This window comes from Deferribacter desulfuricans SSM1, from assembly GCF_000010985.1.
GTDB classification, from domain to species: Bacteria; Chrysiogenota; Deferribacteres; order Deferribacterales; family Deferribacteraceae; genus Deferribacter; species Deferribacter desulfuricans.
Genome location: NC_013939.1, coordinates 647,930 through 670,667 on the forward strand (window position 1 = coordinate 647,930; position 22,738 = coordinate 670,667).

Sequence of the window (22,738 nt, forward strand, 5' to 3'; positions counted from 1 at the left end):
TTATGGGTTTAAAGTTGAATAGGCGGACATTTTTAAAGAGTACTGCTCTAATTTCATCTGCTGTTTTAGCTAATAGTGGCGTTTTAATGGCTAATAATAGTGAAAAAAGAAACAAATCCCGTGAATACGGTTTAAAAAAAATACATACTTGGTGTGAGATGTGCTTTTGGGGTTGTGGAGTAACAGCCCTAAAAAGAAATGGAAAAGTTTTCAAATTAGAAGGTCAAGAGAAGTGCCCAAATAATTATGGTAAATTGTGTGCAAAGGGTAATGCTGGAGTATATCAGCTTTATGATCCAGATAGATTAAAATCTCCAATGATTAGAACTGGTGAGAGAGGTTCTGGAAAATTTAAGGAGGTTAGCTGGGAAGAAGCTTATAACTATATTGCAGAAAAGGTAAAAAAGATAAGCGATTATTATGGTTCAAAATCACTTGCTTTGATTGCTCATGGTAGTGGTGAGCATGCATTTATTTCTTTATTAGAAGCTTTGGGTTCTCATAATATAGCAATTCCTGCATATAGTCAGTGTATGGGTTCCAGAGAAATAGGTTGGTGGCTTACTTATGGTATGGGTTTTACAGGCCATGAATATGGTGATGGTGAGCACAGTAAATGTATGATGTTTTTAGGTAGAAATATACTTGAAGCATTGCAAGTAGGAGAAGCTAAAAAGGTTATAGATGGCTTGAGTAAAGGAGCCAAGTTAATTTATGTGGATCCAAGATATTCTAAAACAGCTGCGAAGGCAGATTATTGGCTTCAGATAAAACCAGGTACAGATTTAGCTCTTTTGCTTGGAATGATAAACTTTATTATAGAAAACAAGCTTTATAATGAAGATTTTGTAAAAAAATACTGTTATGGGTTTGATGAATTAAAAAAAGAGGTAAAACAGTATACTCTTGAATGGACATCAAGGGAGACAGAGATACCAGCTAAACAAATAGCAGAAGTGTGCTATGAGCTTGCAAAAGCTGCACCTCAGTGTTTTATCCATCCTGGTAGAAGATTAACAAGATATGGGAATGATACTCAGACGGTTAGAGCTATAGGTATTTTAAATGCACTGTTTGGCAACTGGGGTATGCCAGGAGGATTTTATGTGCCTGTAGCTATGAAAATAAAAACTCCACATATGTATGAGCTCGAAGAGGAACACGGGAAGCATAAATTTGAAAGGGTTGATGGTGCTGGAGAAAAATATAAGTTAGCACCTAAAAATCTTGGTAGAGAGAATGGACTTTTTGAAGCAATATTAACAGGTAAACCTTATCCGATAAAAGGGTTATTTGTCTATGGTACAAACTTTTTTGAGCACTACCCTGATAATAAAGTTGCTAAAAAGATAGCCAATAGCCTTGATTTGCTTGTAACTTGCGAAATTTATATGACAGAAACAGCACTTTATTCAGATGTAATACTTCCAGAATCTACATATTTAGAGAGATGGGATCCTATTACTATTCAGGCAGATAAATACCCATTTATACAGTATAGAGAGCCAGCATCAGTAAAACTTTTTAATACAAAAGGTGCATGGGAGATAGCGAGTGAGCTTGCAAAAACAATGAACTTAAAGATTAAATATAAGACAGTCCAGGAATATAATAAAGAATTTCTAAAAACAATTGGTATATCTGAAGATGTTTTGAAACGAGATGGCTGCTATGTATTCCCTGTGAAAAAGGGGATGTATCCACAGGCTGAAGGTAAAGAGTTGAAATTTAGAACAATGAGTAGAAAGATAGAGTTGTATAGTAAATTCCTTGATAGGCTTGGATTTGATCCCATCCCTAAATATACCAAAGCTCCTAATCCTGCACCGGATGAATTTAGACTACTATTTGGTAGAATGAGTTATCATACACATGCAAGGACACAAAATAACAGGTGGCTTTTAGCATTGCATAATTTTGATGTGAAATTATGGATACATCCAAAGAGGGCTGCTCAGCTGGGTATTACAGATGGAGCAAAAGTAAGAATCAGAAAAGGGGACAAGGTGTCAGATGAGCTTACAGCATATGTAACAGATCTCATCCATCCTGAATGTATATTTATCCCTCATGGATTTGGTAGATTTTCAAAGTTTATGAAGTATGCATATGAGATGAAAGGAGCATCTGATGCTGAGTTTTGTTCAAATGGTGTTGATCCTATTAGTGGTGCGGCTGCATTTCATAATGGCTTTGTAAAAGTGGAAAGAGTGTAGGGGTGAATTATGAGTAAAAAAGAAAAATATGTAATGCTTTATTTGATTGATAGATGTATTGATTGTAAAGCATGTATGGTTGCATGCAAAGCTCAATGGAGTGTACCAGAGGATCACTTCAGAACGCATGTCGATGAAAAATTTGATATTGTAGATGAAATAAATAGAGAATCTAGGATGTATTTTTTACCATCACAATGTAACCATTGTGATGATCCTCCTTGCGTGCACGTATGTCCAACAAAAGCAAGTCATAAAAGAGATGATGGCATTGTGTATATTGATAGAGGACGTTGTATAGGCTGTAAGTACTGTATAGTATCTTGCCCCTATGATGCTAGGTTCTTTAATGAGGAGCTTGGAGTAGCAGAGAAATGTACATTTTGTTTGCCGAGGATAAAAGAAGGTTTTGAGCCGGCATGTGTGCACACCTGTTTAAGTAGAACAAGGATTTTTGGTGATATAAACGATCCAGAAAGCGAAGTGAGTCAGGTATTGAAGGAAGCGATAAAACGTAAGGATAAGATATGGAAACTGAGAGAAGATTTAGGTACAGAGCCTAATATTTATTATATAAAATCGTAGGAGGAGAGTATGGTACTTCAAGAAGCTTTTGAATGGCAAATTGCGTTGTATCTCTTTTTAGGAGGGGTAGGTGCAGGGGCTATCCTAAGTGCAGTTATTGTTGATTTTTATGATAGAGAGAAATATTTGGCTTATATCAAGGGTGCATCCCTTGTAGGTATGCCTGCGGTGTCTATAGGATGTTTATTTTTGCTGATTGATTTGGGGCAAGGTTTAAAAAAACCATGGTTATTGATCTATCTTTTATCTAACCCTACATCTGCAATTACCTGGGGTACAGCGATACTATCGTTGTTTATTTTTATTTCCTTGATATATGCTGCGTATAATTTTAATTTTATCAAATTTGGTGGCGGTACATTTGTTAAAATAGCGTTGATTTTGTTATGTCTTGGGACAGGTGGCTATACAGGGGTATTACTTGGGTTATTAAAAGCGATTCCTTTGTGGCATCAAACAGCTTTGCCAATACTGTTTATAATTTCAGCTGCATCAACAGGGATATCAGCAGCAGTAATTATGAAAGAGTTGTTTATAAAAGATAAAGGCGAACTTCATATGATTGAAACAATGCACTACTATCTTTTATTGATTGAATTTGTAATTGTTTTTGGAATGATTCTGATTGGTTTAAACGGTGTACCAGAGATGGTATATTCTATGAAATTGTTGTTAGTGGGCAAATATGCATTTCAATTTTGGAGTATGTTTCTAATATTGGGTTTGATATTACCAATTATTGTTTACACTTTTGTGGAATCTAAAAAACTACATTTATCTAAAAAGAGTATAGTATTGATTGAAGCTTTAGTCCTTTTAGGTGGTTTTTATTTGAGGTATTTAATAATCCATGCAGGAGCATACACAGAGAAATTTGTACAGTATATTGGGAGGTAAATAATGAGAAGAATAATTGTAGGGATAATTTTATTGGGAGTAATGTTTGTAGGTTTAAATGTTGCGAAAGGTTATAGCTCAGATTTGAGTTTAGAGCAGAGTAAGAAGATGATAGAGCTTGGCGAGGAATCTTTGAAAGAAAAGGATATGGCATCAGCGATAATGTATTTTAGGAGAGCAGTACAGTTTAATCCTTATAATGTAGATGCATGGGAAAAATATGATGAATTAATGAAACTAAGGGCCAAGAATGAACCCATTAAATGGGATAAGATACAAGTAAATTGTTCTGGCAGTGGGCAATCCTCCTCTAATGATCCATTTGCTGAATTTGAGTAAAGGGAGCCTTTAGGGTTCCCTTTATCTTTTCTATTTTATTTACTTTTTTTTTATTTTGTGAGATAAATGCAAACATGGAATTTAAGAATTTATTGAAGAGGAGAAACTTTTTAAAGCTTATTTTCTTATTGCCAATCTATTTTATATATAAGTTTTTAAAAATAGATGCTGCTAAGTCAAATAAGATGGCTATCACTCTGGATTTAAATCAGTTATCTGATAATTCTGTATTATTATTAAGAGATGAAAAGGTAGCAGTAGTTAATAAAAATAACAAAGTTTATGCTTTGAGTATAAAATGTACTCATTTGGGTTGCACTTTAAACTCTGATGGTGAAAAGTTTGTTTGTCCATGTCACGGCAGTAAATTTAGTTTTGATGGCAAAGTATTGCATGGCCCAGCAAATAAAGATTTAAATAAACTTAATTTTAAGATTAATAAAAATAAGATTAAAATTTATTTATTATGAGTTTTGTTAAAGAGTTTATTAAACACTTATTTCCAAGATTTATTTTAAAAGAAAACCTTAAAATAACATATACTTTTTGCCTTGGTGGATTGGCTTTTAGTGCTTTTATAGTTTTAATTGTTACTGGTGTTTTATTAATGTTTTATTATGTACCTCATCCTGAGCATGCTTATAATTCTATACTCTATCTTGAAGAAAATGTATTTTTGGGAAAATATATTAGAAACTTGCATCGTCTTTCATCTCATGCGTTATTAATTTTAATTTTTTTGCACACTGTAAGAGTAGTGCTAACAGGGGCTTTTAAAGTAAGAAGTTATAATTGGATAGTAGGGTTACTATTGATGTTTTTATCTATAGTTGCTGGTTATACTGGCTATTTACTTCCCATGGATCAGCTTGCTTATTGGGCTACACAAACAGGTATGGAAATTTTAAAGCTTGTGCCTTTGGGTGATGAAATAGTTAATTTAATTGCTCCAGATGGCGTTGGTGGATTTATGACTTTATCAAGATTTTATACTTTACATATTGTAATTGTACCTATGTCTATTTTTTTGTTAAGTATGATCCATTTTTACAGAATTAGGAAAGATAAAGGGGTTTTGCCATACTTATGAAAAAGGTAAAAAGTGAAGAATATTTTTTCCCTATAATTAAAAAATCATTTATGATTTTTTTGATAATTTTAATGGTATTAGCGTATTTTATTGATGCACCTTTACAACCCCCTGCAAATCCAGCAGTAGTGCCAAACCCTTCAAAATCTGCTTGGTTTTTACTCTGGATGCAGGAATTGGTAAGTTATTCAGGATATATGATATATTTTGTAATTTTTTTGTTTTTATACATGTTATATTTACCAAAAATTAGAAAAGGCTTTATACCTGAAAACGCAAAATGGTTTCAAAAAGGGTGTACTTTTGAAATAGTAACATTTTTAATAATATTGATGCTTATTAATATATTTACAATTATAGCTTATTATTTTAGGGGACCGTATTGGCAATTAATAGGTTTTTGATATTAATAATTTTTGTAGCAATAAATGCTTATTCTGCTGCAAAATGTGTGAAGTGTCATACTGTTCATTATGAAAAAATCGGCTCATGTAGTGTTTGCCATAGAGGGATAGAAAAATCGAGCAGACAGGATATTGCTCATTATAGAATTATTAAAGGTAAATATTCATATTATTTTTTTGATAACTCCACTCGAGTTACCAAAGGTTATGAACTTATTGAGTTAGGTCATTGTAGAAGATGTCATATAATAGCTGGGAAGGGGAATTTGTTGGCTATTAATCTTGATTTGAGTTGGAATTACAAAAGTGATGATGAAATTTTTGATAGCATAAAAAAGCCTAATAATTTTATGCCTGATTTTCGTTTTTCTGATGAACAAATTGTTTATATAATAAATGCCATTTATAATGGGGCAAAAAATAATTTATCTAAAAAGATTGTTGAAGTTATTCATATTAATAAGGGGGATGAAAAAGAGATTTTTAAAGAAAAATGTGGTGGCTGTCATAAAGTTTTATCAAAAAATAGTGGTCCGCTTGGAGAAGGGGTTTATGGACCAAATTTATCAGGACTCTTTAGTAAATATTACTACAAAATAAATGATAGATTTTGGGATTATGATTTGTTTAAAAAATGGCTTAAAAATACAAGAGATGTTAAGAAAAATTCTTTGATGCCAAATTTGATTCTAAAAGATGATGAAATTAAGAAGATTTATCAAGTAATAAAATAGTTGGTGTTATACAGTAATGGTTGTTCTAGTTTTCCAGATTGCTTCTTCTGCCAATAACGTTAAACTTTGGTAATTATCATTTAGAACTTGTATACTCAAGAAACTATAAACTCAACATCTTCCACTAGTAGGTGGGTTTGCAATAACCAAAAATGCAATCATTGCGAGCGTTAGCGAAGCTATTTATTGACTTTAGCAAAATACCATTGTGCAATACTCTTGATTGTATGAAGGATAAACTTTGAAGAATGCCGGAGGCGGGACTCGAACCCGCACAGCCATTTCTGGCCACAGGATCCTTAGTCCTGCGTGTCTACCAGTTCCACCACCCCGGCGTTTGACTGAGACCGCTTATATTATTTTTAAAAATTTTTGTCAAGTTATTTTATCAAAGCCTGAACTTCCTTAAACTCTTTAGCATCAGACCTTTCAAGTAGTTGAAACAGTACTGTTTCAACCACTGTGATTTTGGCTCCAGCATCTCTCATATACTCTAATCCAAACTTCCAGTTGTCTTTAAATCTTGAGCAAACTGCATCTGCAACGGTAAAAACATTGTAACCATTCTCCAATAAATCGATTGCTGTTTGCAATACACAAATATGTGCTTCCATACCTGTTAAAATAACGCTTTTTCTACCCAGGGATTTTAATTTTTCTAAAAATGATTGTTCTTTACAGCAAGAGAAGGTTAATTTTTCTACATGTTCATCAGTCAAAAGTTCTTTTAGCTCATCAACAGTTTCACCTAAACCCTTAGTATATTGCTGGGTGTAAATTACTGGAATGTTTAATATTTTAGCAGCTTTTATTAATATTTGGTTATTTTTTAAAATTTTTTCATAAACTTTCTCTGGCATAATTTTTACTAATTTTTTTTGAATATCCACCACTACTAAAACAGCATCATCTCTTTTTAAGCTATACATTTGCTCCCCCTTTTTATTTTTTTACTATATTTCTTAATACAAAAGGCAAGATACCATCATTTATAAAATATTCCACTTCTATGTCTGTATCAAGTCTTGCAATAACTGGAAATTCTACAGTCTTATCATCCTTTTTTGCTACTATTGTTAGTTGTTTTTTAGGTTGTATATTTTCGATACCTAAAATATCTATCTGCTCACTTCCTGTAATACAATATTTTTCATATGAATCACCAGGTAAAAATTGTAAAGGCAAAACACCTATCCCAATTAGATTGCTGCGATGTATCCTCTCAAAAGATTCTGCTATTACAGCTTTTATACCAAGAAGCTTTGTTCCTTTTGCTGCCCAATCTCTTGAAGAGCCAGATCCATATTCCTTTTTAGCAAAAACTACAAGAGGAGTACCTTCAGAAATGTATTTCATAGCAGCATCGTAAATAAACATCTCCTCATTTTCTTGATACTTAATTGTAAAACTACCTTCTTTACCTTTTAACATCAAATTTTTTACCCTCACATTACCAAAAGTTCCCCTTATCATTACTTCGTGATTGCCTCTTCTTGAACCATATGTATTAAAATCTTTTACATCAACCCCTTTACTTAACAGATATTTACCGGCTGGATAATCTGCTCTGATGGCGCCGGCTGGTGAAATATGATCTGTAGTAACTGTGTCTCCTAATAATAGAAGTATTCTTGCATTTTTTATATCTTTTGGTGGCTCTAAATCGATTGAGAAGTTATCAAAATAGGGGGGCTTTTTAATATAGGTTGACTTTTCATCCCATTCAAAAGTTTTAGAAGTGTTTATATGGATTTCATTCCAATGTTTATCCCCTTTATCAATATCTTTATACTCTTTTTCATAATCAGATTTTGTTAGAGATGTTGATAACAGTTTGTCTATTTCTTCATTTGTTGGCCATATATCTTTGAGATATACAGCTTCACCGTTTGGATCATATCCGATGGGTTCTTTATCAAAATCAATATCTATTCTGCCAGCTATGGCGTATGCAACTACTAAAATAGGTGATGCAAGAAAGTTTGTTTTTACTTTATTATGAATTCTGGCTTCAAAGTTTCTGTTACCAGATAAAACGGAAGCAACTGTTAATTTATTATCATCAATAGCCTTTTCTATCTCATTTGGTAATGGTCCGCTGTTTCCGATACAGGTGGTGCAACCGTAAGCAGTAACATGAAATCTTAAAGCTTCAAGATATGGTAACAAATTACATTTTTGCAAATAATCGGTTACAACTTTAGAACCGGGTGCTAAAGATGTTTTTACATAAGGTTTTGTAGTTAGCCCTTTTTCCACAGCTTTTTTAGCTAAAAGACCTGCACCAATCATAACTTTCGGATTTGAAGTATTTGTACATGATGTAATTGCTGCTATTACCACCGAGCCATCTTCAATGGTTACTTTTTCATTATTATTGAAGATTCCTGTTTTTTTCTTATCTGGATTGATTTCTTTAAACTTCTCTTTTAAATCTGTTAAAAATATTTTATCATGGGGTCTTGATGGACCAGCTACAACAGGTTTAACTTTTGAAAGATCAAATTCTAAAATATCAGTATAATTAATAGTATCCCAATTTTCTCCAAAGAATAAATTTTCTTTAGCATAATTTATCATTAATTTTGCATCTTCTTCTCTGTTTGTTAAAACAAGATATTCAGCTGTTTTTTCATCCATAGGGAAATATGTAGCTGTTGAGCCATTTTCTGGACTCATATTTGATATAGTAGCTCTATCAGGAACTGAAAGGGTTTTTATACTATCACCCAAAAACTCAACAAATTTTTCTACTACACCATATTTTCTCAAAAATTCAGTTAAGGACAATACCAGGTCAGTTGTCGTAGTATATGGCTGTAATTCCCCCAAAAGGTGCACACCTATTACCTGAGGAATACTAAGGTAATAGGGCTGTCCAAGCATCACAGCTTCTGCTTCTATACCACCAACTCCCCATGAGAGTACTCCGATACCGTTTACCATAGGCGTGTGGGAATCTGTCCCAATTACAGTATCTGGAAAAGCAATAGTTTTTCCGTCAATTATTGAAGTTTTAATAGGTCTTGATAAATATTCTAAATTTATTTGGTGACAAATACCATTGTTTGGTGGAATTACTCTAAAATTGTTAAAAGATTGTTGAGCCCATTTTAAAACTTTGTATCTTTCTTTATTCCTTTCAAATTCTTTTTCGACATTTTTTGCCAGAGAATAAGATGTGCCAAAATAATCTATTTGTACAGAGTGATCAATAATGAGGTCAGTCTGTACAGTAGGATTTACATTTTCTGGTGATACACCAAGTTTTAGTGCTGCATCTCTCAACGCTGCTAAATCAACAACAGCAGGGACCCCAGTAAAATCTTGCATTAAAACTCTTGATGGGAAATAAGGTAGTTCAATTTTTTCGGTGTTTTTTGGATCCCAGTTTAGTATCGCATCTATGTGGTCTTTTTTAACTATTTTTCCATCGTAGTTTCTTAATAGGTTTTCTAGTAGCACTCTGATGGTAAAAGGTAGTTTTTCTACTTTTTTTTCTTTGTTTAACTGTTTTAAATTAATATAGTAAAAGTTACTGTTTTTAAATTTTGATAAAACTTCATTTTGCATAATCATACCTCCTTAATTGTATATTATAGCATTTTATCTTTAAAAATCAAAAATATATTGACAAACAATATTATATTCAGTTAAACTAAACAAAATAAAACAATCATTAACGGGTGATGTATGGCAGATTTTGATATTAACATTGGTGAAAGAATTAGAAAACTTAGAAACGATAGAGGGATGACATTACAGGATGTTGCAAATTTAACAGGTTTTTCTAAGGCATTAATTTCACAAATTGAAAATAATGTTGTCATGCCACCTATTACTACTCTAGCTAAGATAGCTAATGTTTTAAATGTGAAGATGACATATTTTTTTGAAGAAGAGATTAATTATAAAGATTATTATGTTGTAAAAAAGGGTGACAGGCAATTTGTTTTTAGAGAAGGTGCAAAGCATGGATATTTGTATGAAGAGTTAGCACATATAAAAAATAATGATCTTTTTGAAACTTTTGTCGTTACCATTAAGCCTGGAGATACTCACAAGAAGCTTTTTAGCCATGAAGGTTATGAGTTTATGTATATACTTGAAGGTCGCATAAAATTATATTTAAATAATGATATTATCGAGTTAGGGGAGGGGGATTCTATCGCATTTAGTTCTAAAATTCCTCATTATGCTGAAAGTATATACAGTGGGCCTTCTAAGATTTTAAGTGTGAGGATGAAGAAGATAGATATCCAAAAACTTAAGGGGAGTAAATAAAAAAGAGGCCGTTATAGCCTCTTTTAGTGATTAAATATATTCGCAAATTAAATTACCCATTTCTTCGGTATTGACCTTTTTTTCACCATCTTTACCTGAGAAAATATCTGCTGTTCTATAACCTTCATTTAAGACTTGTTCAATTGCATTTTCTATGTCAGTTGCTGCAGAATCACTTTTTAATGAATATCTTAACATATAAGCTGCCGATAAAATCTGAGCTATAGGATTTGCAATATTCTGACCAGCTATATCAGGTGCTGTACCACCTATTGGTTCGTATAGACCAAATCCTGACTCGTTTATTGATGCTGAGGCTAACATCCCTAATGATCCAGAAAGCATGGCTGCTTCATCACTTAAAATATCTCCAAACATATTTCCTGTTAAGATTACATCAAACTGGTTTGGATTTCTTACAAGTTGCATAGATGCATTATCAACATACATATGTTGCAATTCCACATCTGTATAAAACTTCTTATGAATTTCTGTAACCGTTTCTCTCCATAGGACGCTACTCATAAGTACGTTTGCTTTATCTACAGATGTTACTTTATTATTTCTCAATTTAGCTGCTTCAAAAGCTAAATGTGCGATTCTTATGATTTCTTCAACACTGTATTTCATAGTGTCCACAGCATAGGTTCTATCTTCGCTGATATATTTTGGCTGACCAAAATAGATGCCACTGGTTAATTCTCTAAAAATTACAATATCTATTCCCTCACTAATTAATTCGTTTTTTAAACTGCAAGCATCTTTTAAAGGTTTAAATACTTTTACAGGCCTAATATTTGCAAAAAGATTAAAATGCTTTCTTAAAGGCAACAATGCACCTCTTTCTGGTTGCTTTTCAGGTGGGAGATTCTCCCATTTTGGTCCTCCAACAGATCCAAAAAGAATTGCATCTGAGTTTTCACATATTTTTACAGTGTGCTTTGGCAAGGGTGTATCGTATTTGTCTATAGCTATACCACCTACATCAGCAAATTCATAGGTTAATTGAATGTTATATTTTTTAGAAATTTTATCTAACACCTTAAGTGCTTGTTTCATTACTTCTGGGCCAATCCCATCACCTGGTAAAACAGCGATTTTGTGCATCTCTCATCTCCTATGATTTTTCTGAATATATACACCATATTAAAAGTAAAGTCAAATTTAAAAAAGTTTAATGACGTGATAATGGTATGTTGATTTGTTAGTTGGTGTCAAATTTACAATTGAAGTCTTGCAAAATTGCAAAAACTAAAATTATATACAACTATTTGCTAAATATTGTAAAATAAAAATGGAGAAAACCTTTGGATATTTTTTTATTGCAAAAATGCAAAAAAGTAAACCAACTTTAAATTGAGAAAGTGTTATAAAATAAGGGATGATTATAGATTTTATTTTGGCATCAAAATTGTATATTACATAATTGCATTATATTCAAAAAATATTGGAGGTTGTTTTATGAAACTTTTAAGAAACATGATGTTTTTAATGGTAGCATTTAGTTTGTTGGTTGTTCCTGCTATGGCGAAACCTATTAAGGTAAAATTTAGCCATGTTGTTGCTGTGGAAACTCCTAAAGGGAAAGCAGCTGAGTATCTTAAAAAACTGTTAGAAGAGAGAACTAATGGTAAGATTAAAATGGAAGTTTATCCAAATGCTTCACTCTATGGTGATAGAGAAGCTGTTGAAGCGTTGAAAATGAATGCAATTCAACTTGCCTGTCCAAGTTTTTCAAAATTTACAGGTTTTGTTCCTCAGTTGCAACTTTTTGACCTTCCTTTCTTATTTGACTCTACAGAGCATTTACATAAGTTTATGGATAGTGAATGGGGTAAAAAAATATTAAAACTTGTTGGTAGTAAAGGACTTGTAGGTTTAGCTTATTGGGATAATGGTTTCAAAGTATTATCAAATAATATTAGACCAATAATTCTTCCTAAAGATGCAAAAGGGATAAAGTTTAGAATTATGTCATCAAAAGTTCTTGAAGAGCAATTTAAAGTTATTGGTGCTATTCCACATGTATTACCATTTTCAGAAGTTTATTCTGCGCTTCAGCAGGGTGTAGTTGATGGTGCTGAAAACCCATGGTCAAACTTTTACACAAAGAAATTTTATGAAGTACAGAAGTATTTGACAGTAAGTTATCACGGATATCTAGGTTATATGCTTGTTACAAATAAAATCTTTATGAAAAAACTTAAAAAAGCTGGTTTAGACAAAGTTTTCTTAGATTCAGTAAAAGAAGCTACAGAATATGAAAGAAAATTGGCTAAAGAACTTGATGAATATTATTACAATAAAGTTAAAGAGTATGGAAAAATCCAAATTCACGTGACTACACCTGAAGAGAGAAAAATCTGGAAAAAAACTATGATGCAAATCTATCCAAAATTTTATGATGTAATAGGTAAAGAATTTATAGATGCAGCGTTAAATACTAAGTAAGATAATAGGTTAGGTGCTCCCCTTTAAGGGGAGCTTATTTCTGTGAGGGTGGATATGAAAAAGATTTTTGAAACACTTGATAAATGGCTTGACTATATAAATATGACGGTAATGACTGTTATGATGGCATTAGCCACAATTGTTGCTTTTATAAATGTTGTTTTAAGATATGTTTTTAACACTTCACTTGTATGGGCAGGTGAATTAACGTCATATCTTTTTATATGGTCAGCTCTGTTTGGTGCTGCTTATGGATTTAAAATAGGTTTGCATATCGGTGTTACAGCCGTAATACAGGCTTTAAAGCCTAAAATAGCAAAATTTGTTATGACAATTTCTTTAATAGTTATTTTTATTTATTTGTGTTTGTTAGTTAAATGGGGTTATGATTTTGTAATGTTTAATTATGAATTAGAGCAGGTTTCAATCGATTTACATCTACCTTTCTGGATTATTTATCTATGTGTTCCAATTACAATGAGTATAGCTGCATATCAAGTTTTATTAAAAATTATAGCGACTATTAAGATACCGGCAGATAAATTTAGTTATGATATGATAATGAAGGAGCAACACTGATGGTGGCGATAACATTATTCGGACTTTTGTTTTTATTTTTAATAGTTGGGATACCAATTGCTGTATCTCTTGGTCTATCTACTACAATTACAATGTTACTTTTTACTGATCAGCCAACACTTGTAATTGCTCAAAAAATGTTTACTTCTATTGATAAATTTGCACTTATGGCTATCCCTCTTTTTGTTTTGGCTGGAAATTTTTTATCTCAAGGTGGAGCAGCAGAGAGAATTATTAGGTTTGCAAAAGCTGTTGTGGGGCACTTACCTGGTGGCTTACCTATGAGTGCTATCTTTGCATGTATAATATTTGCAGCTGTTAGTGGATCTTCTCCAGCAACTGTTGCTGCGATAGGTTCTATTATGATTGGAGCAATTCAGGAAGCTGGGTATTCACCTAAATTTTCTGTGGGTTCAATTGTATGCGCAGGGTCTCTTGGTATTTTAATTCCACCTTCCATTGTATTGATTGTGTATGGTGTAACTGTTGATCAATCTATTGGTAAGTTGTTTATGGCTGGTTTCGTTCCAGGCGTTTTTCTTGGAACAATGTTGATGGTAGTTACATATATTGCTGCAAGAAGAGCAGGTTTTAAAAAGCAGAAAAGAGCTCCATTTTCAGAAATATGGAAAACTTTTAAAGAAGCGTCTTGGGGGTTATTTGTTATTGTAATAGTGATTGGTGGTATATATGGTGGTATATTTACTCCTACTGAAGCTGCTGCTGTATCAGCTGTTTATGGCTTTTTTGTTGTTAAATTTATATACAAAGATTTAAAATGGAAAATGATTCCAAGAGTTATTATGACATCTGCAGCTACTTCTGCAATGATCCTTTTTATCATTGCAAATGCTATGCTTTTTGCTTACTTTTTGACAATTCAGCAAATACCTCAAGCTTTGGCTCAGTGGATAATTGATATGAATTTTAATAAAATAGTGTTTTTAATATTTATTAATATTCTTTTGCTGATAGGTGGAAATTTTATGGAACCATCAAGCCTTATTATGATTGTAGCACCGTTGATATACCCAGCTGCAGTAAAATTGGGTGTAGATCCAATACATCTGGGTGTTATTATCACTGTTAATATGGAAATAGGTATGCTTACACCACCAGTAGGGTTAAACTTGTTTGTTGCAAGTGGCGTATCAGGTATGAATTTGCAGGAGGTAATAAGAGCATCAATGCCTTGGTTTTTTGCCCTACTGATTGGCTTAATAATTATTACTTACGTGCCTCAAATATCACTGTTTTTACCAAATCTTATTTATCGTTAATTATATCGGGGTGTTTTGTCGCACCCCGTTTTACCCAATATTGACATTGCACAATAGTCAAAGACTTTGAAATTATTTATTTTGAGATTGTTTCGTCGCAGTTGCTCCTTGCAATGACAAAAATTAGATTTTTAATAAAGTGACAAAAATACAAGTAATCTATTGTTATTTCATTTTTTGATGGATTAAGACTGTTTAGTCACTGTATTTCATTCAGTGACTAAAACTGAGAAAGATACGGCAACTTAGTTTATTCATAATAAGAATAAATTGCCGTCATTGCGAACGTTAGCGAAGCAATCTCATGATGATGTTAATTATCAACAAGTTAGTCTATTATGCAACATCTTCAACTCGTCAATTGTAGCTAAATGGCTTGGTAAGTAATCTAAAAAGTTTATTTTTTGTTGTGCAACATCCTCAATGAAACTAATTTGCAACAAATTTAAATATGAATTATTTTTATAATGAAAACAAAATATGTGGAGTATTTTTTAGAAAATTTATTATGAAAGAAAAGTAAATAAGTATTATAAAAAAAAGCGGGCCTGATGCCCGCTTTTTTAATAGTTTCTATTCATTAACATTCTACGAATTTCTACGATAGCTTTAGTTGGGTTAAGCTCTTTTGGACATGCCTCAACACAGTTGTAAATTGTATGACATCTCCAAACACCATGTTTATCATTTAAGATAGGTAATCTTTCATCAGCTCCTTCATCTCTTGAGTCAGCAAGATATCTCCATGCTCTCAAGAAAGCGTTTGGCCCAAGATAGTTTTTATCTGCCCAGTATGAAGGGCAAGATGAAGAACAGCATCCACAAAGGATACATTCATAAAGCCCATCAAGTTTTTTCCTATCTTCTGGTGACTGATAAAACTCTTTGTCTGGAGTTGGAGATTTTCTGATTAAATAAGGTTTTACTGTGATGAATTTTTCAAAAAAATCTGTTACATCAACAACAAGGTCTCTCATTACAGGCATGCCTGGTAAAGGCTGAATTACAAGATGGTCTGTACCAAGATCTTCAATTTTTGTAATACATGAAAGCATATTTACGCCGTTTACATTTATACCATCAGATCCACAAACACCTTCACGGCATGATCTTCTGAAAGCAAGAGTTGGATCTTGCTCCCATTTAATCTGATTGAGGCCTTCTAACATGAGCATACCGGGCCTTCTTATTTCTACTTTGTATGTTTGATAATAAGGTTCTTTATCCTTTTCTGGGTCATATCTAAATATTTCGAAAGTAACATATCTACTCATAATTATCGCCCCCTATCTTAATATACTCTTGGTTTTGGTGGGAATGGATCAACAGTAAGAGGCTTCATTCTTACTGGTCTATATTTAACCTCAAATTCACCGTCTTGATAGAAAACTTCAGTATGCTTTAAGTAGTTTTCATCATCCCTTTCAGGATAATCATCTCTATAGTGCCCACCACGAGATTCTTTTCTTTCAAGAGCAGCTTTAGTAAGCGCTTTTGCTACCATAATCATATTATTTAATTCTAATGCCTCAATTAATTCGAGATTATAGATATTTGATTTATCATTAACTCTAAAGTCATCCATTTTCTTTTCTAACTCATCAAGTTTTTCTAAAGCTTCTTTTAATCCTTCTTCTGTTCTAAACACGGAAACATTTTTCTGCATTGTTTCTATTAATTCGTTGTAAATTGGGCCAAATGTGTATTTACCATTAGAGTTAGCAAATTTTTGGAATAGTTTGATACCAAAATCACCAGCATCGTCTTTTAATGGAACAAGTTTATTATTTTGAGCCCATTTTGCAGCTTGTTCACCAGCTGTCCTACCAAATACTACTAAGTCAAGCAATGAGTTTGTACCAAGTCTGTTAGCACCATGAACTGATGCAGCAGCACATTCACCTGCAGCAAAGAATCCTGGAACTGGCTCTTCAGGGTTTTCACCTTGAGCTTTTACAACTTGGGTTAAGTAATTAGTTGGAATACCTCCATTTTGATAGTGAGCTGTTGGAACAACTGGTATTGGTTCTTTTGTACAGTCAACGCCAGCAAATACAAGTGCTAATTCGTGAATACCTGGAAGTTTTTCCATAATAGCATCAGCACCTATATGATCTATTTTTAATAAGATATGATCTTTATTTGGTCCAACACCTCTACCTTCTAAAATCTCTCTCATCATAGAACGGGAAACTATATCCCTTGGTGCAAGGTCTTTAATAGTTGGAGCGTATCTTTCCATAAACCTTTCACCATTTGCATTAAGAAGAATACCACCTTCACCACGAACACCTTCTGTGATGAGGTTACCTGCACCATAAATACCAGTTGGGTGGAACTGGAAGAATTCTGCATCACACCATGAATATCCAGCTCTCATTGCCATAGCAATACCATCACCAGTGTTGATGTGAGCATTTGAATTTGTTTTAAAAATTCTACCACTACCACCTGTAGCAAAAACTACAGCTTTTGCATGGAATATATGAAATCCACCATTTTGGATATCCCAGCAAAGAACGCCGTTTACAGCTCCATCATTTGTTAAAAGCTCTAAAGCATAGAATTCACTGAAGAAGTGTGTACCTTGAGCCACTGACTTTTCATAAAGGGTTTGGAGCATAGCATGCCCAGTCCTGTCAGCAGCATAACATGCTCTTTTTACAGGTCTTTTACCAAACTCTGCAGTATGACCACCAAATGGTCTCTGAGCTATCTTACCTTCTGGTGTTCTACTAAAAGGTAAACCAATGTGCTCAAGTTCGATAATCATTTCTGGAGCTAATTTAGTCATATATTCACATGCATCTTGATCAGCTAAATAGTCAGAACCTTTTACTGTGTCAAACATGTGCCAATGCCAGTGGTCTTCTTCTAAGTTTCCTAATGCTGCAGAAATACCACCCTGAGCTGAAATTGTATGGCTTCTTGTTGGATAAACTTCTGAAATTACAGCTGTTTTACAATATTGAGATGCTACCTGTGCAGCGTTGAGCCCTGCACCACCAGCACCAAGTATAATAACATCAAACTTATGATATTCAACTTTCACAGACATATCTTTTACCCCTCACATAATTTTTTATAATGATGAAACTACTGATAATGCAAGTATAGCTAAAGTAACACCAACGATCCAGTAAATTGCAAGAATAATTGCTCTCCATGTTGGGTTAGATACGTAGTCATCAGTAATCATTTTGAAGCCGTTTAACGTATGGAATATACCAAAAGCGAAAAGTGGTCCCAATACTATCTTTTTCAAACCCCATTCACCGCTTTTAATCATTGAGAAAAAGTGTATAAAAATTACAAGGATTAAGATAACACCAGAAATCCTTTGCATTAACCATTCAAATACACCTCTGTCGCTTGAACCCATAAACTTATAATATTTCATACCAGTTCCTCCTTATGAAAATATAGGTATTGCACCAATGATAAAAACAACAATTACTAAGAAAATAACAACCATAAACTGCTTTGCAAAAACGCCTTTTTCAGCGCCGTTGCTAAAATCGATTAAAACTATTCTGAAACCATTAAATGCATGATAAATGAATGTTAAAAACACAACTGCTCTTACTCCGGCATTTGCAGTGAGGCTAGTAAACCATTCTGCTACGCCAGCTTTACCTAAAATGTGAAAAATAAGGTAAAGACCTAAAATTACACCGGTAATTCTGTGAAGCAACCATGCGGTCATACCGGTGTGCTTACGATAAGAAACTTTTTTGGGATACGTGATAAGATCTTTTCTTGGCATTTTACACCCCTTCTTTATTTTAGGATACAAACATCGTTAAATTTATCATAAAACTAACATAAGAAAAACTTTTTGTCAATTAGATTGTATACAATATACAGGTAAAATCCTATTGTTTAATCAAGTTAAAAATTTGTGAATAAGATATTTGTTATAATAGAACAATGTTATTTAAAATATATATAAGTTGTACTAAAGAAAGATAATATTGCACAGAAATAACTGCTTAATTTACAAGATTGCTTCGTTAACACTCGCTATTACGGCATTTTGAGTTATTGCGACCCCGCCATTTAGTTGTATGACAAGTTTAGATTTAGTATGTGGCTGTTGCACAATAGTAATAGCTTAAGACCCAGATTGCTTCGCTGACGCTCGCAATGACGGTATTTTTGGGTCATTGCAAGACAACAAAAGTTGGAAAAGAAATCTCATAATTATGATAATTATTAATTATTAGGTTGTCGTACAACAGCCTTGAAAGTATTTAAAACTATGATTTACTATTTATAGTTGCTGCGATGAAACAATCTCAAGATTTTTATTGTAATATAAGCTAAATAATTTATAATTTAGTTATGTATGAAAGTTTAAAAAGAAATATTTTTGTTATTTTAACCTCAATTTTGCTTATTTATGAAACATATAATAAAACAAATGAAAATTTGCTTCTTTTAACATCACTTCTTTTAACGTGTTATATTGCTGCCACTTTGATAAAAAAAGTCGAATTAGATGAGGTCCTTTTCGCTTTATTTGTAATTTTGATTGGTTATTTATCTATTGCAAATAGAGAGTTTATATATTTTCAAATTTTAGCAATTACCTTTTTAGTTTTTGATAGTAAATTTTATGTTATAAAGGTTATTTTAGCTATTCTATTGATATTGTTTGATTTATTTTATCTAAATATTAGTATTTTATCAACATTTTCGTTAATGATATTATATAGTTTATTTTTTTCAATTTTTATAAAATTGTTAATAGATAGATTAGAAGAGGAGATAGATGAATTATCCATTACAGATGATCTTACAGGCTTACTGAATCAGAAAGGTTTTTTGAAAAAGTTCGAGGAGGAATATTATAGATCTGTAAGATATAAGAAGAACTTTACCGTGATTATGCTTGATTCGGATGATTTAAAGAAGGTCAACGATACTTACGGACACAAATATGGCACTAAAGTGATACTTTTTATTGCTGATGAAATCAAAAAAAATATCAGAAGGACAGATTTTGCCTGTAGATATGGTGGTGATGAATTTATGATATGTTTAGTGGAAACACCTATTAACAATGGTAAGATTTTTGCAGAGCGTTTGAAAAATAATATTGCAATGAAACCAGTATTTACTGATAAAGGAAGAGGTTTTAATGTAACGGTTAGTGTTGGTGTGGTTGGGTATCCACACACTTCAGAAAAAAGTTTTGAGCTATTAGATTTAGTTGATAAAGCATTATATGAAGCAAAAAATAAAGGTAAAAATAGAGTAGAAATATTGACTAAAAATTCATCACTTTAAGTAATGTTATGCTAAAACTAACTCTAACGCATGAATATTTAAAAATAATCCACATGAAATTCACAAACTATAAATATAAAAAACCTGTTGACAAATTAACCCTGGAAAATAAGGGGTTTTTTGTAATATATTGATAATTAAAGAGATAAATATAAATGCTTGCAATAAACTATTAATCCTATATTTTTTTAATATAAATTATCAACAGGTTTTCAACAGGAGGTGGTTTATGAAGGATTTAAGTGCTACTGCTAAAAAATATTTATTGGAGATTGCTAGGATTACGATAGAGAAAAAATTTGAAAGTATATTATATGAACCAGATAATATTCCGGGCGAGCTTAACTTTAACTCAGGTTGTTTTGTTACTCTACATGACAAAAGTGGTAATTTGAGAGGTTGTATTGGTAATTTTCGAAATGATATTAATATAGTGTATAATGTAAGGGATATGGCTATTCAGGCTGCTTTTCATGATCCGAGATTTCAACCTTTAAAAAAAGAGGAGTTAGATAATGTTGTCATAGAGATTTCTGTTTTAACACCTATGCAAAAAGTAGAAGATATAGATGAAATAGAGGTTGGTAAAGATGGTCTTTATGTAAAAAAAGGCTTCTTTAGTGGTGTATTATTACCTCAAGTGGCTGTTGAACATGGTTGGGATAGATATGAGTTTTTATCTTATACTTGTATGAAAGCTGGATTACCTTATGATGAATGGAAAAAAGGGGGTGTTGAAATATTTAAATTTCAAGCAATAATATTTGATGAAAATGAGTTTAAAAATTAGCTATTGGCTTAGATGACATAAAGATTTCTAATAAATCTTTTTTATTATTATCAGTAAGATAACCTGTAAAAAAAGCTGTTGAAGTATCGGGAAATGATTTTATTAGACAGCCAGCTAATTGCCAGTAATGATTGTTATTATTTAAAATAATATCTGGTTTTACTACTAAGTGCTTAGAATTTTTAACAACATTATCTAAATCAATAATTACTTTTTTTACTTCATTTTTTTTGCTTCCTATAATTTTAATTGTGGTTTGATGGGCTATGTCAGGGATAGTCAAATTGTTTCCACATATTTTTATAAAATAATCTGCGCTTTCAAAAGTTTCTATTAAAAGTGGTAAAATTTCATATAAAAATAAATCTTTATTTAGGTAAATGAATGTTATCTGATAGTTCATTTTATTGCTCCATATGGGCAAAACTCTTTGCAGAAGTTACAACCTATACATAACGATGTATTAATAGATATTTTTTTATTTATAATGAAAAGCGCAGGGCAGAAAGTGGATTCTATGCATTTTGGATTTTCATTTTTGAAAATGCACTTACATTTTTTCTCTTTAATAGTTAGTGATTTTTTCTGCGGTATGTTTTCACAAGAGTATGGGAAAATAAAGTTTTTATTAGGAAGCTTAAATAAGTTTTTTACTGTTTGAAAGTTTGCTATTGAACAGGTAGGTTCTGAGTCTGCAAGTAAAACAACCCTTTGATGAGGTCTTGTTTGGTTAATTAGCTGGATATGTGCATCGGAAAGATTACCTATAAAGATTGTATCAACTTGAATCTTTTCAAAAGTTAGTCCAAAGTATTCACTAAAAGAGATATTTTTAATGTTAAAAATGGATTTTATCCTTTCACAATTAATATTTGTGAAAACCAGCTGATATTTTTCAAAGATTTTTTTTAATGGTATGAATGGACACCCCGGGCAAAGATAATCTTTTGTCTCAAAATCGATTTCATCATCATTTTTGATATTTAATTTCAGACTAATATTGTAGTTATAAGCTAGCTGTTTGAAAAATTTGAGCTCATCTTTGTAAATATTTAATTCTTTATTAGAGATGGATTCAATAAATTTATTTTTAATATTCGGAACAAGGTATGGGATAAAGAATTTTTCCGGATTATAAAAAGAAATAACATTTGAAATATTAGTTTCTTTAAAATAATTGGAGAGCAAAGCTTCTGCTAATTGAAATTGTTCATGTAATAAATCTTCCTCTATTGGCTTCATAGTTTCGTTTGTAAGATATGGTTTTATTACAGAGTGATCTCTTTCAATTTTATGATTTCTCGAAATATTATTGAAAATATTTGGAGATAAAACCACATTTACAGGCAAGTTTGTTTCGATGGAGACCTTTTCAGCAAGGTTTAATAATTCTAGCAGGTTGTCCAGTTCTTTTATAAATAAAGTGGGTATTTCGAAATATTCAGGCAGTAATCTGGTTATTATAATTAGGGGTGCCCTTAATCTTACTAATTTTTGGAATCTTGGTATTTTGTGAAAAAGGGCTAAAGACTTTAAGCCAACTGAAGCTGTACTCTGTAAAATGTCCAATGCATCACTTTTATTTAATGAAATACTAGAAGATTTTAATGGGAACAGTTTTTCTCTGTATATAAAATCGTATTTATTTGAATCTAAATAAGTTTTGAAAATATGGTCAATTGAAAGTAAGTTCTCTTTTCTTTCTTCATTTAATTGCATGAGGTGAATAATATATTTTTTGTTAAAATTTTCAATCAATTTTTAAAGAAGGGGAAAACCCCTTCTATGATTGTAATG

The 22,738-nt window shown here is 32.0% G+C and carries 23 protein-coding genes and 1 tRNA gene; 14 read left to right on the forward strand and 10 right to left on the reverse strand.

The window, feature by feature from the left end; genetic code table 11:
- Positions 1-2: 2 nt before the first annotated feature.
- The 8 genes from DEFDS_RS03355 (at position 3) to extS (ending at position 6,265) form a co-directional block, all read left to right on the forward strand.
- The gene (locus DEFDS_RS03355) at positions 3-2,216 is read left to right on the forward strand and encodes a molybdopterin-containing oxidoreductase family protein (protein WP_013007398.1); all 2,214 of its coding nucleotides are present in this window, start codon (positions 3-5) and stop codon (positions 2,214-2,216) included.
- A gap of 9 nt (positions 2,217-2,225) precedes the next feature.
- The gene (locus DEFDS_RS03360) at positions 2,226-2,801 is read left to right on the forward strand and encodes a 4Fe-4S dicluster domain-containing protein (RefSeq protein ID WP_013007399.1); all 576 of its coding nucleotides are present in this window, start codon (positions 2,226-2,228) and stop codon (positions 2,799-2,801) included.
- Positions 2,802-2,810: 9 nt separating this feature from the next.
- A complete protein-coding gene (gene nrfD, locus DEFDS_RS03365; RefSeq protein ID WP_013007400.1) occupies positions 2,811-3,698 on the forward strand; it encodes an NrfD/PsrC family molybdoenzyme membrane anchor subunit in 888 nt (295 codons plus the stop codon).
- 3 nt (positions 3,699-3,701) lie between these two features.
- On the forward strand, positions 3,702-4,037 hold the full coding sequence (locus DEFDS_RS03370; RefSeq protein WP_013007401.1) for a hypothetical protein: 336 nt from the start codon (positions 3,702-3,704) through the stop codon (positions 4,035-4,037).
- A gap of 74 nt (positions 4,038-4,111) precedes the next feature.
- A complete protein-coding gene (locus DEFDS_RS12540; protein ID WP_013007402.1) occupies positions 4,112-4,507 on the forward strand; it encodes a ubiquinol-cytochrome c reductase iron-sulfur subunit in 396 nt (131 codons plus the stop codon).
- Entirely contained in the window at positions 4,504-5,127 is a 624-nt protein-coding gene (locus DEFDS_RS03380; RefSeq protein ID WP_013007403.1) for a cytochrome b N-terminal domain-containing protein, read from the forward strand. Before DEFDS_RS12540 ends, DEFDS_RS03380 begins: the two co-directional genes overlap by 4 nt.
- Positions 5,124-5,531 carry a hypothetical protein gene (locus DEFDS_RS03385; RefSeq protein ID WP_013007404.1) on the forward strand — a complete coding sequence of 136 codons (408 nt, stop codon included), beginning with the start codon at positions 5,124-5,126 and terminating at the stop codon, positions 5,529-5,531. The genes DEFDS_RS03380 and DEFDS_RS03385 overlap by 4 nt, the downstream gene beginning before the upstream one ends.
- A complete protein-coding gene (gene extS / locus DEFDS_RS03390; RefSeq protein ID WP_013007405.1) occupies positions 5,510-6,265 on the forward strand; it encodes a selenite/tellurite reduction operon c-type cytochrome lipoprotein ExtS in 756 nt (251 codons plus the stop codon). The genes DEFDS_RS03385 and extS overlap by 22 nt, the downstream gene beginning before the upstream one ends.
- Before the next feature lie 249 nt (positions 6,266-6,514).
- Here the strand turns inward: extS and DEFDS_RS03395 are convergent.
- The 3 genes from DEFDS_RS03395 to acnA all read right to left on the reverse strand — a co-directional run bounded on the left by DEFDS_RS03395 (position 6,515) and on the right by acnA (position 9,838).
- Positions 6,515-6,600, reverse strand: a tRNA-Leu gene (locus tag DEFDS_RS03395).
- A gap of 45 nt (positions 6,601-6,645) precedes the next feature.
- Entirely contained in the window at positions 6,646-7,194 is a 549-nt protein-coding gene (locus DEFDS_RS03400) for a hydrolase (protein WP_013007406.1), read from the reverse strand.
- Between the two features lie 13 nt (positions 7,195-7,207).
- Complete coding sequence (gene acnA / locus DEFDS_RS03405) at positions 7,208-9,838, reverse strand: aconitate hydratase AcnA (protein ID WP_013007407.1); 2,631 nt, start codon at positions 9,836-9,838, stop codon at positions 7,208-7,210.
- A 120-nt stretch (positions 9,839-9,958) separates the two neighbouring features.
- On the opposite strand from acnA, the gene DEFDS_RS03410 reads away from it, so the two are divergent.
- The gene (locus tag DEFDS_RS03410; RefSeq protein WP_013007408.1) at positions 9,959-10,549 is read left to right on the forward strand and encodes a helix-turn-helix domain-containing protein; all 591 of its coding nucleotides are present in this window, start codon (positions 9,959-9,961) and stop codon (positions 10,547-10,549) included.
- A 30-nt stretch (positions 10,550-10,579) separates the two neighbouring features.
- Here the strand turns inward: DEFDS_RS03410 and leuB are convergent, their stop codons facing one another.
- Positions 10,580-11,656, reverse strand: coding sequence for a 3-isopropylmalate dehydrogenase (gene leuB, locus DEFDS_RS03415; RefSeq protein WP_013007409.1), 1,077 nt, complete (start codon positions 11,654-11,656; stop codon positions 10,580-10,582).
- Between the two features lie 354 nt (positions 11,657-12,010).
- Between leuB and DEFDS_RS03420 the strand changes: the two genes are divergently transcribed.
- The 3 genes from DEFDS_RS03420 to DEFDS_RS03430 are packed head-to-tail and all read left to right on the forward strand — an operon-like array spanning position 12,011 to position 14,859.
- Positions 12,011-13,000, forward strand: coding sequence for a TRAP transporter substrate-binding protein (locus DEFDS_RS03420; protein WP_013007410.1), 990 nt, complete (start codon positions 12,011-12,013; stop codon positions 12,998-13,000).
- Positions 13,001-13,054: 54 nt separating this feature from the next.
- Positions 13,055-13,579 carry a TRAP transporter small permease gene (locus DEFDS_RS03425; RefSeq protein ID WP_013007411.1) on the forward strand — a complete coding sequence of 175 codons (525 nt, stop codon included), beginning with the start codon at positions 13,055-13,057 and terminating at the stop codon, positions 13,577-13,579.
- Entirely contained in the window at positions 13,579-14,859 is a 1,281-nt protein-coding gene (locus DEFDS_RS03430; protein WP_013007412.1) for a TRAP transporter large permease, read from the forward strand. The genes DEFDS_RS03425 and DEFDS_RS03430 overlap by 1 nt, the downstream gene beginning before the upstream one ends.
- A 563-nt stretch (positions 14,860-15,422) precedes the next feature.
- On the opposite strand, the gene DEFDS_RS03435 is transcribed toward DEFDS_RS03430, so the two are convergent.
- The 4 genes from DEFDS_RS03435 to DEFDS_RS03450 form a co-directional block, all read right to left on the reverse strand.
- A complete protein-coding gene (locus tag DEFDS_RS03435; RefSeq protein ID WP_013007413.1) occupies positions 15,423-16,133 on the reverse strand; it encodes a succinate dehydrogenase iron-sulfur subunit in 711 nt (236 codons plus the stop codon).
- A gap of 17 nt (positions 16,134-16,150) precedes the next feature.
- Positions 16,151-17,917: a succinate dehydrogenase flavoprotein subunit gene (sdhA, locus tag DEFDS_RS03440; RefSeq protein ID WP_013007414.1), complete on the reverse strand. Its 1,767-nt coding sequence runs from the start codon at positions 17,915-17,917 to the stop codon at positions 16,151-16,153.
- 24 nt (positions 17,918-17,941) lie between these two features.
- Positions 17,942-18,148 carry a hypothetical protein gene (locus tag DEFDS_RS03445; protein WP_231841033.1) on the reverse strand — a complete coding sequence of 69 codons (207 nt, stop codon included), beginning with the start codon at positions 18,146-18,148 and terminating at the stop codon, positions 17,942-17,944.
- A gap of 123 nt (positions 18,149-18,271) precedes the next feature.
- Positions 18,272-18,625, reverse strand: coding sequence for a succinate dehydrogenase, cytochrome b556 subunit (locus DEFDS_RS03450; RefSeq protein ID WP_041223590.1), 354 nt, complete (start codon positions 18,623-18,625; stop codon positions 18,272-18,274).
- Positions 18,626-19,203: 578 nt separating this feature from the next.
- Here DEFDS_RS03450 and DEFDS_RS12545 point away from each other — a divergent pair.
- Both DEFDS_RS12545 and amrA read left to right on the forward strand, forming a co-directional pair.
- The gene (locus DEFDS_RS12545) at positions 19,204-20,151 is read left to right on the forward strand and encodes a GGDEF domain-containing protein (RefSeq protein ID WP_013007417.1); all 948 of its coding nucleotides are present in this window, start codon (positions 19,204-19,206) and stop codon (positions 20,149-20,151) included.
- A 229-nt stretch (positions 20,152-20,380) separates the two neighbouring features.
- A complete protein-coding gene (amrA, locus tag DEFDS_RS03460) occupies positions 20,381-20,941 on the forward strand; it encodes an AmmeMemoRadiSam system protein A (protein WP_041223591.1) in 561 nt (186 codons plus the stop codon).
- Here the strand turns inward: amrA and DEFDS_RS03465 are convergent.
- Both DEFDS_RS03465 and DEFDS_RS03470 read right to left on the reverse strand, forming a co-directional pair.
- Positions 20,931-21,344: a hypothetical protein gene (locus DEFDS_RS03465; protein ID WP_013007419.1), complete on the reverse strand. Its 414-nt coding sequence runs from the start codon at positions 21,342-21,344 to the stop codon at positions 20,931-20,933. The two genes, amrA and DEFDS_RS03465, sit on opposite strands and share 11 nt — an antisense overlap.
- A complete protein-coding gene (locus tag DEFDS_RS03470; protein WP_153801460.1) occupies positions 21,341-22,660 on the reverse strand; it encodes a 4Fe-4S binding protein in 1,320 nt (439 codons plus the stop codon). The genes DEFDS_RS03465 and DEFDS_RS03470 overlap by 4 nt, the downstream gene beginning before the upstream one ends.
- Positions 22,661-22,738 lie beyond the last annotated feature (78 nt).